The sequence below is a fragment of the Streptomyces sp. NPDC003697 genome, assembly GCF_053587115.1.
Map to the genome: position 1 here is coordinate 14750 of NZ_JBSFNN010000045.1, position 12708 is coordinate 27457.

The window sequence follows — 12708 nt, forward strand, 5'->3', positions numbered from 1 at the left end:
CACGGGCCGAGGACCGGGCCGCCCCCGTCAGAGGTCAGGGCTTGATCAGCACCTTCACGGCGCCGTCCTGCTTCTTCTGGAACATCTCGTACGCGTGCGGCGCGTCCGCCAGCGACACCTTGTGGGTGGCGAAGTCGTCGACGCCGAGCGGGTCCTCGTCCGTCAGGTAGGGCATGATGTCGTCGGTCCAGCGGCGGACGTTGGCCTGTCCCATCCGCATCTGGACCTGCTTGTCGAAGAGGGTCAGCATCGGCATCGGGTCGGCCATGCCGCCGTAGACGCCGGACAGCGAGATGGTGCCGCCGCGGCGGACCAGCTCGATGGCGGTGTACAGGGCGGCCATCCGGTCGACGCTGAAACGCTCCGCGATCGGCCCGCTCAGGGCCCGCGGCAGCACCGCAGCGGTCTGCTGGACCAGCTTGGCAGCGGTGCTGCCGTGCGCCTCGGTGCCGACGGCGTCGATGACGGCGTCGGGGCCGCGACCCTCGGTCTCGTCCCGGACGGCGGCGACGAGTTCCTTCTCGTTGTCGAAGTCGCGCAGGTCGAACGTCTCCACGCCCCGGGCGCGCGCCCGGGCGAGCCGCTCGGGCACCAGGTCCACGCCGAACACCCGGGCGGCACCGCGCGCCAGCGCGATCCGGCAGGCCATGTCACCGATCGGCCCGAGGCCGAGCACGGCCACGGTGCCGCCGGGCGGCACGTCGGCGTAGGCGACGGCCTGCCAGGCGGTCGGCAGCACGTCGGAGAGGTAGACGAAGCGGTCGTCCGCCGGTCCCTCCGGGACCTTGATCGGTCCGTAGTGCGCCTGCGGGACGCGCAGGTACTCGGCCTGGGCGCCCGGCACCGCGCCGTACAGCCGGGTGTAGCCGAACAGGGCGGCGCCCATGCCTTCGCTGGTGACCTGCGTCGTCTCGCACTGGGTCTGCAGTCCCGAGGAGCACATGTAGCAGTGGCCGCAGGAGATTTGAAACGGCACCACGACCCGGTCGCCCGGCTTCAGGCCGGTGACCTCGGAGCCGACCTCCTCGACGATGCCCATCGGCTCGTGGCCGAGGATGTCGCCGGGCGTCATGAACGGCGTCAGCACCTCGTACAGGTGCAGGTCGGAACCGCACAGACCGGAGGAGGTGATCCTGATGACGGCGTCCGTCGGCTCCTCGATCTTCGGGTCGGGCACCTCCTCCACACGTACGTCGCGCTTGCCCTGCCAGGTCACGGCCTTCATCGGGTGGTGCTCCCTCCGTCGCGTCGATGCCGCGACCGGGTACCCCGGTGCCGTCGGCCCAACCGGCGCCGCTGGGCGCGCTGCTGGGCCGGCCGGCGGCCCGCGGGCACCTTCCGGGGCCGCTCAGGGCCGTGCGGGCACGGGCCCCCCGGGGTTGCGCAGGCCCTCCGCCGCGTCCGCGACCCGCCGGATCAGGTCGAAGAACTGGGTCTGCTCCGCCGGGCTGAGCGGGGCCAGGAAGACCTGGTTCATCCGGGCCGTGCGCACGCTGAGCCTGCGGTGCGTCCGCTGACCCTCCTCGGTCGGGCGCAGCAGGGAACGCCGGCCGTCCTGCGGGTCGCGCACCTTGTCCAGCAGACCGCGGCGGCCGAGCCGGGTGACGACCTCGGCGATGGTGGAGCGGTCCAGGCCGACCCGCTCCCCCACCGTGCGCTGGTCCAGCCCGGGCTCGGCGACGAGCGTGTTGAGCACGGCGAACTGCGGCGAGGTGATCTCCTCGGAGACCATCGTGTTCCACAGCAGGTAGTGCGCCTGCTGGAGCCGCCGGGCCAGATGCCCGGGGTGGGTCGTGAGGTCCACCGCTCCCATGTGCGCTCCTTGGCGTGATTCCGTCGGTCCGGCCATGTCGCTCCGGCCGCCACGATTCGTAGGTGTACTGAACGATACCCTCGCCGGGGCGGCCCGTCCGGCCGGTTCACCCGACACCCGCTCCACGCCGCACCCCGCGCCATCACGACTTTTTCTGAGGCCTTGACGACTCGGGCAGCCGGTGGCAGCGTGTGGGAAACCTCGCGGTAATACTCAGTGCGCTGACTAACTGGCCGCTGAACGCTCGGTAGAGATGGGGCTTGTTTCGATGGACAAGGTGGTCGCCACAGCCGCGGAGGCGGTGGCGGACGTGCCGGACGGCGCGTCGCTGGCGGTGGGCGGTTTCGGACTGAGCGGCGTGCCGAACGTGCTGATCCAGGCGCTGTACGAGCGCGGGGTCGGCGGGCTGTCGGTCGTCTCCAACAACTGCGGGGCGATGGAGTCCGGGCTCGCCGTACTGCTCTCGGCCGGCCGGATCGCCCGGGTGACCGGCTCCTACATCGGCGCCAACAAGGAGTTCGCCCGCCAGTACCTCGCCGGCGAGCTCGAGGTCGAGCTGATCCCGCAGGGCACCCTCGCCGAGCGGCTGCGCGCCGGCGGCGCCGGCATCCCCGCGTTCTACACCCCGGCCGGCGTGGGCACGCAGGTCGCCGACGGCGGGCTGCCCTGGCGCTACGACGGGCAGGGCGGGGTCGCCCTCGCCTCGCCGCCGAAGGAGGTCCGCGAGTTCGACGGCGGCCAGTACGTGCTGGAGCGCGGCATCCGCACCGACTTCGCCCTGGTCCGGGCCGCGAAGGGCGACCGGCACGGGAACCTGGTCTTCCGCAAGTCCACCCGCAACTTCAACCCGTTGGCCGCGATGGCCGGACGGGTGACGATCGCCGAGGTGGAGGAACTGGTCGAACCGGGCGCCATCGACCCGGACGCGGTGCACCTGCCGGGCATCTTCGTCCAGCGGGTGGTGGCGCTCACACCGGAGCAGGCCGCCGACAAGCAGATCGAGAAGCGGACGGTCTCCGCGCCCGCCGCGGGAAAGACGGTGAACGGCTGATGGCCTGGACGCGCGAAGAGATGGCGGCCCGCGCGGCGCGCGAGCTGAAGGACGGCAGTTACGTCAACCTCGGCATCGGCCTGCCGACCCTGATCCCCAATCACCTGCCCGAGGGCGTCGAGGTGATCCTGGAGTCGGAGAACGGCATCCTGGGCACCGGCCCGTACCCGGCCGAGGACCAGGTCGACCCTGACCTGATCAACGCGGGCAAGGAGACCGTCACGGTCCTGCCCGGCGCCTCCTTCTTCGACTCGGCGCTGTCCTTCTCCATGATCCGCGGCGGGCACATCGACGTCGCCGTGCTGGGCGCCATGCAGGTCTCGGCCCGGGGCGACCTCGCCAACTGGGCCGTCCCCGGCAAGATGATCACCGGGATCGGCGGGGCGATGGACCTGGTGCACGGCGCGCGCACGGTCATCGTCGCCATGACGCACACCGCCAAGGACGGCTCGCCCAAGATCCTCGAGGAGTGCACGCTGCCGCTGACCGGCAGGGCCTGCGTGAACCGGATCATCACCGACCTGGGTGTGCTGGACGTGACCGGCGACGGGCTGGTGCTCGTCGAGACGGCGCCCGGTGTGACCGTGGAAGAGATCACCGCCAGGACCGGCGCCACGCTGACCGTCGCCGAGGAGTGCTCGTGAGGGACGTCTACATCGTCGACGCCGTGCGGACCCCGTTCGGCCGGTACGGCGGCGGGCTCGCCGCCGTCCGCCCGGACGACCTGGCCGCCCACGTGATCCGCGAACTCGTCGGCCGCACGCCCGCGCTCGACCCGGCCCGGATCGAGGACGTCTACTTCGGCAACGCCAACGGCGCCGGCGAGGACAACCGCAACGTCGCCCGGATGGGCGCCCTCCTGGCGGGCCTGCCCACGTCCGTGCCCGGTGTCACCGTCAACCGGCTGTGCGCCTCGGGCCTGGAGGCCGTGATCCAGGCGGCCCGCGCCATCGCCGTGGGCGACGCCTCCATCGCCGTCGCGGGCGGTGTGGAGTCCATGACCCGCGCCCCGTACGTGCTGCCCAAGAGCGACAGGCCCTTCCCGGCCGGCCACGCCGAGCTGTACTCCACCACCCTCGGCTGGCGCATGGTCAACCCGCGGATGGACCCGCAGTGGACCGTCCCGCTCGGCGAGTCGGCCGAGCTCATCGCCGACAAGCACGGGATCAGCCGCGAGCGGCAGGACGAGTTCGCGCTCGCCTCCCACCGCAAGGCGGCGAAGGCACGGGCCGAGGGCCTCTTCGACGCCGAGCTGGCGCCCGTGTCCGTGCCGCAGCGCAAGGGCGGCCCGCGTGTGTTCGACGCGGACGAGTGCGTGCGCCCCGAGGCGTCCCAGGAGGCGATGGCCGGGCTGAAGCCGTCGTTCCGGGCGACCGGGGGCACGGTCACCGCGGGCAACGCCTCACCGCTCAACGACGGCGCCGCAGCCCTCCTGCTCGTGGACGAGGAAGGGCTGAGGGCCACCGGCCGCGAACCGCTCGCCCGGGTCGGAGCCACCGGCCTGTCGGCCCTCGACCCGCACTACTTCGGGCTCGCCCCGGTCGAGGCCGTCACCCGGGCCCTGGCCAGGGCCGGTCGGACGTTCGGCGACCTGTCCGTCCTGGAGCTCAACGAGGCGTTCGCCGCCCAGGTGCTCGGCTGCCTCGCCGAGTGGCCCGAGTTCGACCCGGCCGTCCTCAACCCGCAGGGCGGTGCCATCGCCCTCGGCCACCCGCTCGGCGCCTCCGGCGCCCGCCTTGCCGGCACGGTCGCCCACCAGCTCGCGCGCAGGGGCACCGGCGTCGGCGTCGCCACCCTCTGCATCGGCGTGGGCCAGGGTCTCGCCCTGGTCCTCGAACGCTAGGAAAACCCATGGCTCTCACCCAGCACGACATCGACCAGGAGATCGCGGCCGAGCACGCCGCGTACGAGAAGCGGGTCGCCGGCGGCGCGCCCGTCGAGCACCACCCGCGCCGTGACTACGCCCCCTACCGGTCCTCGGTCCTGCGCCACCCCCAGCAGCCGCTGGTCGCCATCGACGTCAGCAAGGACCCGGAACTGGTGGAGCTGTCCTCGCCCGCCTTCGGCGAGCGGGACGTCACCGGGATCGACAACGACCTCACCCGGCAGCACACCGGGGAGCCGGTCGGCGAGCGGATCACCGTCTCGGGCCGGCTGCTTGACCGCGACGGGCGCCCGGTGCGCGGCCAGCTCGTCGAGATCTGGCAGGCCAACTCCGCCGGCCGGTACGCCCACCAGCGCGAGCAGCACGACGCCCCGCTGGACCCCAACTTCACCGGCGTCGGCCGTACCCTGACCGACGCGGACGGGTTCTACCGCTTCACCACCATCCAGCCGGGCCCCTACCCCTGGCGCAACCACGTCAACGCCTGGCGCCCGGCGCACATCCACTTCTCCGTCTTCGGCTCGGCCTTCACCCAGCGGCTCGTGACGCAGATGTACTTCCCCAACGACCCGCTCTTCCCCTACGACCCGATCCTGCAGTCCGTGACGGACGACGCCGCCCGGCAGCGGCTGGTCGCCACCTACGACCACAGCCTGTCGGTACCGGAGTTCTCGCTCGGCTACCACTGGGACATCGTGCTCGACGGCCCGAAGGCCACCTGGATCGAGGAAGGACGCTGACCGCGCCATGACGAAGATCGACACCGACCGGCCGGACAGCGTGCTGCCCACCCCGTCGCACACCGTCGGCCCGTTCTACGGGTACGCCCTGCCCTTCCCCGGCGGCGAGGACATCGCACCGCTCGGCCACCCGGACACCGTCACCGTGCACGGCTACGTGTACGACGGCGAGGGCCGGCCGCTGCCGGACGCCCTCGTGGAGGTGTGGGGGCCGGACCCGGACGGCAACGTGCCGACGACGGACGGCTCCCTGCGCCGCGACCCCGCCTCCGGCGGCTTCCTCGGCCGCAACGGCGTGGAGTTCACCGGCTTCGGCCGCATCCAGACCGACACGGACGGCCACTGGTACACGCGGACGCTGCGGCCCGGCGCCCGCGGGCGGAACGCGCCGTACCTGAGCGTGTGCGTGTTCGCGCGCGGGCTGCTCGTGCACCTGTTCACCCGCATCTACCTGCCCGGCGACGAGGCGGCGCTCGCCGCCGACCCGTTGCTCGCCCGCCTGGAGCCCGCGCGGCGCGACACCCTGATCGCCGCGCGGGAGGCCGGCGGCCACTACCGTTTCGACATCCGCCTTCAGGGCGAGGGCGAGACGGTCTTCCTGGAGTTCACGTGACATCGGCAGCCGGCCCGGGCCCCGCGGAGCACGACGCCGGCCTGCTCGGCCCCGGCTGGGCGGGCTCGGCCGCCGCGGCCGAGACGAGCGACGGCGCGTACCTGCGGGCCCTCCTCGACGCGGAGGCCGCGCTCACCCGCGCCCAGGCCGCACTCGGCCTCGCCCCGGACGGCGCGGCGGACACGGTGACCCGCGCGGCCGGCGGCCCCTTCGACCCGCGCTCCCTCGCGGAGCGCGCCCGGAGCGGCGGCAACCCCGTCATCCCCCTGGTCGCGGACCTCACCCGCGCGGTGGGCGAGGAGTACGGCCCGTACGTCCACCGGGGCGCCACCAGCCAGGACATCATGGACACGGCGACGATGCTGGTCGCCGTGCGCGCCCTGGAGCCGGTGCTGGCCGACCTGGGGCGCACCGAGCGGGCACTGGCGCGCCTGGCCGCCGAGCACCGCGACACGGTGATGCCGGGCCGCACGCTCACCCAGCACGCGGTGCCGACCACGTTCGGCCTGAAGGCCGCCGGCTGGCGCTCGCTCGTGCTGGACGCCCGGGACCGCGTCACGCGGGTGCGCGACACGCTGCCGGCGCAACTCGGCGGCGCCGCGGGCACCCTGGCGGCGTTCTCCGCGTACGGCGCCGAGGACGCGACGGCGCTGCCGGCCGCGTACGCCCGTGAACTGGGGCTGGCGGAGCCGCTGCTGCCCTGGCACACGCTGCGCACGCCCGTCGCCGACCTCGCCGGGTGCCTGGCCTTCACGGCCGGCGCGCTGGGCCGGATCGCGCAGGACGTGCTCACCCTGTCCCGCACGGAGATCGCCGAGCTCGCGGAGGGCAGCGGCGGCGGTTCGTCGGCCATGCCGCACAAGGCCAACCCGGTGCGGTCCACGCTGGTCGCGGCGGCCGCCCGGCGCGCCCCCCAGCTCGCGGCGACGCTGTACGGGTCACTGGCGGCACAGGACGAGCGGCCGGCCGGCGCCTGGCACGCCGAGTGGGAGCCGCTGCGCGATCTGCTGCGACTGACCGGCGGCGCCGCCCGGGACGCCGCGGAGCTGACCGAGGGGCTCCGCGTGCACGCCGACGCGATGCGGGAGCACCTCGGGCTGACCCACGGGCTGATCGTCTCCGAACGGCTGTCCGCGGAGCTCGCCCCGCTGCTCGGCCGCGCCCGCGCGAAGGAACTGCTCACCGACCTCGCCCGGCGCAGCTACGCCGAGGGACGCAGCCTGCGCGACCTGCTCGCCGAGGAGGACGAGCTGCGGGAGGCCGACCTCGACGCGCTCACCGACCCCACCCGTTACACCGGCTCCGCGGGAGCCCTCACCGACCGTGCCCTGGAGCGACGTTGACCGAGAAACTGCTCAACCACCGCCTCGAAGGCCCCGCTTCCGCTCCCCCGCTGCTGCTCGGACCGTCGCTCGGCACGTCGTACGCGCTGTGGGACAGGGTCGCGCCCGAGCTGTCGATCGGGCACCGGGTGGTCCGCTGGGACCTGCCCGGGCACGGCGGCTCCCCGGCGGACCTCATCGGCCCCGGCGCCACCGTCGGCGACCTCGCCGCTCTGGTGCTCGCGCTCGCCGACTCGCTGGGCATCGAACGGTTCGCGTACGCGGGGGTTTCGCTGGGCGGCGCGGTCGGCCTGCACCTCGCCGTGCACCACCCGGAGCGGGTGACCTCCCTGGCGGTGCTCTGCTCCTCGGCCCACTTCAACGGTGAGGGGCCGTGGCGGGAGCGGGCCGAACGGGTCCGGCGGGAGGGCCTGGACTGGCTGCTGGCAAGCGCGGGCGAGCGCTGGTTCACCGGCGACTTCACCGACGACACGCTGCTCCGGGACCATCGGGAGGCCGACCCGGAGGCGTACGCCGCCTGCTGTGACGCGCTGGCCGCGTTCGACCTCCGCGAGGCGCTGCCCGGCATCACCGCGCCGACCCTCCTCGTCGCGGGCCGGGAGGACCCGGCGACACCGCCCGCGCACCTGAGGGAGATCGCGGACGCGGTGCCCGGCGCGGCGCTGACCGAGATCCCGGGAGCCTCGCACCTGGCGCCCGCCCAGTGCCCCGAGGCGGTGCTGACCGCGCTGCGGACGCACTTCGACGGGGGTGCCCGGCGCGGCATGGAGGTGCGGCGGGCGGTGCTCGGCGACGCGCACGTCGACCGCGCGCAGGCCCGGCAGACGCCGTTCACCGCCCGCTTCCAGGACTTCATCTCCCGGTACGCCTGGGGCGAGATCTGGACCGACACGACGCTCGGGCGCCGCGAACGCAGCATGATCACCATGACGGCGCTGGTCGCGCACGGGCACCTCGACGAACTGGCGATGCACGTACGGGCCGCGCGCCGCAACGGGCTGACGCCGGAGGAGATCGCGGCGGTGCTGCTGCAGACCGCCGTGTACTGCGGGGTCCCGGCCGCCAACTCGGCGTTCGCGGTGGCCCAGCGGGTGCTCGCCGAGGAGACGCCCGACGCGGACTGACCCGCCCGGCCCCGCCACCGGCCGCTCCCAGCCGCCCCGGGCGCCCGCCCGGGGCGGCTGCGTCGCCCGGCCCCGCGGGCGCAGGGCCGGGCCCACCCGTGCGCGGGTGAGCAGGCGACAGCGGCGGGGGCTCCATGGGCCGGGCGCGGACCTGACCGGCGCGGGCAGGCGGACCGCGACGAGCGCTCATGGGCAGGGGGCGAGGCGGGGCGGGCATCCCGGCCGGCGCGGGGAGGCGAGCGGCGGCTGACGCTCACGGCACGGTCGAGGTCGGGCCGGACGGGGCGGAGACCTGGCCGGCACGGACGGACGGCGGCGGACGCTCACCCGTGGGGGCCGGACGGAGACCTGACCGGCACGGAAGGCGGACGGCAGCGGGGAGGCGAGCACGCGTCCGGCACCGCGGGCGCCGCGGCACGAACGGGCGCCCGCGGCGCATGGGGGCTACCGCAGATCCCCGGCGTCCAGGGTTCGGCGCGCCAGGTCCGCGAGTCCGTCCGCGCCGCACGAACGGGCCAGCGCCAGACCCCGGTCGAGCTCGGCCGCCGAGCGGATGGCGATGCCGTACTCGACGCGGGCGGCCGCGTGCTCGTACTGGCAGGGCGATGCCTCCAGGTACGCGACGGCCCGGGCGGCCAGGCGGACCGCGCGCTGACCGGTCTCCAGGGCGGCGGCGCAGCGCAGGGCCTGCCCTATGGCCGTGTCCGTGCCGAAGCGCTCGGCCTGGCGGCGCGCGTCCGTGGCGAGCTGGGCGGCGCGGGCCGGGTCCTCGACGGCGAGCGCCCGGGCGAGGTCGACGGCCCAGGGCACCATCACCGGGTTGTGGTGGCCTCGGACGGTCGCCGCCTTCTCCGCGGCCTCCAGTTCGTTGATGCCGTCCTTCGTACGGCCTACGGCGAGCAGCAGCCTGCCGCGCACGGTGCGCGGATCGGGGATGACGATGGTCGACGGGTACGGCGGCGCGAAGCCGTACTGCTCGGCCACCTGCCAGGCCTCCTCGACATGGCCGCGGGCGAGCAGCGTGTCGACGAGGTTGCAGGTGGCGGTCCAGTACAGGGGCAGGCCGCGGCCGACCCGTTCGGCGACGCGCAACGACTCGCGCAGCGTCCTCTCGGCCTCCTTGAGCCGTCCGCGTCTGCGGTGGCCGAGCCCGACGTAGGCGAGGGCGAGCGCGAGGTGGCCGCCGCTCCAGCCGGCGCACTCGTAGGCGCTCAGTCCCTCGGTGTAGAGGGCCTCGGCCCGGTCGAGGCGGTCGCAGTAGGCGTAGGCACTGGCCAGCATCAGCAGCAGTTCGATGCCCCACTCGGGGTCGGTCCAGCCGAGTCCGGGGGCGAGACGGCCGTTGACGAGGGCACGGTCGCACAGTTCGGCGACCTCCTCGGCGTTCTCGCCGCGCGCCATGGCGTCGAAGCCGCGCAGGATGAGCAGGGCACGCTCGGAGTTGTCGCGCCCGGTGCAGCCCGCGGCGAGTTCGGCGAGCCGCTCGGAGCGGCCGGGTGAGGTGGTCTCACCCGCGTACAGGCCCTCCCACATGTACTGCACGGCCTGCAGCCGCAGCCGGGTGGGGCCCGCCTCGTGCCGGGCCGCCTCCGCCTCCACCGTGCGGACGGCCTCCTCCAGCTGGTTGTTGTGGAGCAGGGCCTGGGAGAGGCGGCAGATGGCGTCCACGCGGGTGTCCCCGTCGAGGCCGGGCATGGCCAGCGCGGTCTGCAGGTGCTCGATGGTGGTGGCGGGCGCGGTCAGCAGGGTGGCGCAGCCCAGCTCGTAGAGCACCCGCGCGTGCATCTCGGGGGTGGGCGGCTCCAGCAGGGCCCGCTCCAGGCAGCGGCGGGCCGCGTCGGGGGCGCCGACGGCGAGGTGCTCGCGGGCGGCCTGGCGCAGTTGCTCGACCAGTTCCTCGTCGTCGTCCGGGTGCACGTGGAGCAGGTGCCGGGACGCCGCGGCGGCGCCCATCCCGGAGTCGGTGATGAGCTGGGCCGCGATGCCGTGCATGGCGGTGCGCAGGGCGTCCGGGATGGAGTTGTAGACGGCACTGGCGATCAGCGGGTGCACGAACTCCAGGTCCCCGTGGCCGGCCTGGACGTGCGCCGGGTCGGGGTCGGTCAGGATGCGGGCACCGCGCAGCAGTTCGGCGCAGCGCCGCGCGTCGTCGGGGTTCATGGTGGCGAGCCGGGCGACGAGGTGCACGGAGATGCCGGTGCCCAGGATGGCGGCGGCCCAGGCGAACCGGGTGGCGTCGATGCCGAGGCCCTCCAGACGGGCGACGAGTCCGCCGCCGCGGGCCGTGCGGTTCAGGTCGCGCAGTTCGCCGGCGTGCGGCTCGACCGGCTCCATCTCGCTGTCCTGCACCTTGGCGAGGAGTTCGACGGTGTCGTAGGGGTTGCCGGCGGTGACCGCCCACACCTCGCGGCAGAACGCGGCGTCGGCGTGCGGGCCGAGGGTGGCGCGGGTGAGACCGGCCGTCGCCTCCGGGGTGAGGGCGCTCAGGTCGCTGACGCCCGCGGTGGCGGCGACCGCGTCGAGGTGGCGGGCGCTGGCGGCGTCACCGGCCCGGCGGGCGATCACGACCAGCACGGACAGGTCGTCGAGGCGCTGGGTGAAGGCGGCGAGCCAGCCCAGGGTCTCCTGGTCGGCCCAGTGCGCGTCGTCGATCAGCAGCACCAGCGGCCACTCGCGCCCGGCGAGCCGGCGCATCGCGGCGACCAGGCCGTCGATCACGCCCTGCGGGTCGGCCTGGCGGCTGCCCGGCGCGGCGATGCCGAGCGCCGGGCCCGCGATGTCGTACCAGTCACCGAGGTACTCGCGGGCCTCCTCCGGCATCAGGGACACGAGGGCGGGCTGGAGCAACTGCCGTACGACATTGAAGGGAACTGAGCGCAGGATCTCACCGCCGCGCGCCGACCACACCGTGCAGCCGCGCTGTTCGGCGAGCCGCCGGGTCTCGGCGAGGAGCGCCGTCTTGCCGAGCCCCGCCTCCCCCTGGAAGACCAGCACACTCCCCGGGGTGGAGCGGTCCGCGCACAGGGTGCCGAGGGCCCTCACGACGGCGGCGACCTCCTCGTCGCGCTCCCACAGGGAAACCGAGGCGGCCTCGCCCGGCCGTCCCTCCGTCATCCCGCTACCTCCCCAAGTCGCCCGAACGACGTACGGTTGCGAGCCTAGCCCTCCGGCCGCCGAAGTGAAGGACCGTCCGGGCACCCGTTGCCGTGTCGGGTGATCTGCGGTACAGAGGGGCGACACACAGGGGCGGCCACCTGCACGGGCTCACCCCCGCGCGGGTCAATAAACCGCAAAACCAGCCCACTTCACCGCACGCACCACCGGCCACGGGCCCGTGTGCGCGTGCGGCTGCCGGCCACGCCACCGGCGGGCGGCTGCCGGCGCGGGATGACGGGCAGACAGGTGACGGACCAGGTGCGCGGGATCCAGGAAACGGTGCGCCTGGCATCGGTTCACGTGCTCGAAGGAGAGGGTGGTCGTAGCGATTCCGGACCGGAGGGGTGGCGCGGCCCCCTAGGCTGAGCTCCCGTCCGCACTGTCTGGGGGAGTAATGACCAGCAGGTTCACCGAGTTGGTTGTCGACTGCCACGATCCGGAGCGCCTCGCGGCCTTCTGGTGCGCGGTCCTGGGCTTCAAGGTGGTCGACCGGAGCGAGGGCAAGGTCGAGATCGGTTCCTGGGAGCCGACCGTCGAGGAGGTCCGGGCCCGCCAGATGCCGCCCACCCTGCTCTTCATCCGGGTGCCCGAGGGCAAGACCGTGAAAAACCGGCTCCACCTGGACGTCAGCCCGATCGACGGCAGTACCGACGACGAGGTGGCCAGGCTGCTTGGCCTTGGCGCCGCCAAGGTGGACGTGGGCCCGGGCCCTGGCCGGAGCTGGGTGGTCATGGCCGACCCCGAGGGCAACGAGTTCGACGTCGTGCGCTCCCTGGCACCGTCCCACTGACGTCGTCGACCACCCCCTCGGCGACCAGGAAGTCGGCCGGCTCGGCCAGGCTCCAGGTCGGGAGGCGGCAGACTGTGGCCGGCCGGCCTGGACTTGGCGATCTTCTTGATGTCGCGCCGCTCGGACAGGGTGAACGTCCTGGGCCGTGATCCACAACTTCAACGCCGACGGCTTTGACTCCCTCTACCCGGAG

Annotated in this window: 11 protein-coding genes and 1 pseudogene; 8 read left to right on the forward strand and 4 right to left on the reverse strand. The window is 74.0% G+C overall.

Annotated elements, in window-relative coordinates:
- Window positions 1–34 precede the first annotated feature (34 nt).
- Both ACWDNY_RS18985 and ACWDNY_RS18990 read right to left on the reverse strand, forming a co-directional pair.
- Window positions 35–1225 (reverse strand): zinc-dependent alcohol dehydrogenase, encoded by a 1191-nt coding sequence (locus ACWDNY_RS18985; RefSeq protein ID WP_451646916.1) that lies wholly within the window; start codon window positions 1223–1225, stop codon window positions 35–37.
- A 123-nt stretch (window positions 1226–1348) separates the two neighbouring features.
- The gene (locus ACWDNY_RS18990) at window positions 1349–1813 is read right to left on the reverse strand and encodes a MarR family winged helix-turn-helix transcriptional regulator (RefSeq protein ID WP_451646917.1); all 465 of its coding nucleotides are present in this window, start codon (window positions 1811–1813) and stop codon (window positions 1349–1351) included.
- Window positions 1814–2081: 268 nt separating this feature from the next.
- Here ACWDNY_RS18990 and ACWDNY_RS18995 point away from each other — a divergent pair, with 268 nt between their 5' ends.
- Genes ACWDNY_RS18995 through pcaDC form a run of 7 tightly spaced genes read left to right on the forward strand, consistent with a single transcriptional unit; the run spans window position 2082 to window position 8569 of the window.
- Window positions 2082–2864, forward strand: coding sequence for a CoA transferase subunit A (locus ACWDNY_RS18995; protein ID WP_451646944.1), 783 nt, complete (start codon window positions 2082–2084; stop codon window positions 2862–2864).
- The gene (locus tag ACWDNY_RS19000) at window positions 2864–3508 is read left to right on the forward strand and encodes a CoA transferase subunit B (protein WP_451646918.1); all 645 of its coding nucleotides are present in this window, start codon (window positions 2864–2866) and stop codon (window positions 3506–3508) included. Before ACWDNY_RS18995 ends, ACWDNY_RS19000 begins: the two co-directional genes overlap by 1 nt.
- Window positions 3505–4707, forward strand: coding sequence for a thiolase family protein (locus tag ACWDNY_RS19005; protein ID WP_451646919.1), 1203 nt, complete (start codon window positions 3505–3507; stop codon window positions 4705–4707). Before ACWDNY_RS19000 ends, ACWDNY_RS19005 begins: the two co-directional genes overlap by 4 nt.
- A gap of 8 nt (window positions 4708–4715) precedes the next feature.
- The gene (gene pcaH, locus ACWDNY_RS19010) at window positions 4716–5489 is read left to right on the forward strand and encodes a protocatechuate 3,4-dioxygenase subunit beta (RefSeq protein WP_451646920.1); all 774 of its coding nucleotides are present in this window, start codon (window positions 4716–4718) and stop codon (window positions 5487–5489) included.
- 7 nt (window positions 5490–5496) lie between these two features.
- Window positions 5497–6102, forward strand: coding sequence for a protocatechuate 3,4-dioxygenase subunit alpha (gene pcaG / locus ACWDNY_RS19015; RefSeq protein ID WP_451646921.1), 606 nt, complete (start codon window positions 5497–5499; stop codon window positions 6100–6102).
- A complete protein-coding gene (pcaB, locus tag ACWDNY_RS19020; RefSeq protein ID WP_451646922.1) occupies window positions 6099–7445 on the forward strand; it encodes a 3-carboxy-cis,cis-muconate cycloisomerase in 1347 nt (448 codons plus the stop codon). The genes pcaG and pcaB overlap by 4 nt, the downstream gene beginning before the upstream one ends.
- Entirely contained in the window at window positions 7442–8569 is a 1128-nt protein-coding gene (gene pcaDC / locus ACWDNY_RS19025) for a bifunctional 3-oxoadipate enol-lactonase/4-carboxymuconolactone decarboxylase PcaDC (protein WP_451646923.1), read from the forward strand. Before pcaB ends, pcaDC begins: the two co-directional genes overlap by 4 nt.
- 444 nt (window positions 8570–9013) lie before the next feature.
- Here the strand turns inward: pcaDC and ACWDNY_RS19030 are convergent, their stop codons facing one another.
- Window positions 9014–11683, reverse strand: coding sequence for an ATP-binding protein (locus ACWDNY_RS19030; protein ID WP_451646924.1), 2670 nt, complete (start codon window positions 11681–11683; stop codon window positions 9014–9016).
- Window positions 11684–12119: 436 nt separating this feature from the next.
- Between ACWDNY_RS19030 and ACWDNY_RS19035 the strand changes: the two genes are divergently transcribed.
- Entirely contained in the window at window positions 12120–12515 is a 396-nt protein-coding gene (locus tag ACWDNY_RS19035; protein ID WP_451646925.1) for a VOC family protein, read from the forward strand.
- Here the strand turns inward: ACWDNY_RS19035 and ACWDNY_RS19040 are convergent.
- A pseudogene (locus tag ACWDNY_RS19040) lies at window positions 12511–12667 on the reverse strand (IS630 family transposase); the annotation flags it as partial. The gene ACWDNY_RS19035 and the pseudogene ACWDNY_RS19040 overlap by 5 nt on opposite strands.
- Between the last annotated feature and the right edge of the window lie 41 nt (window positions 12668–12708).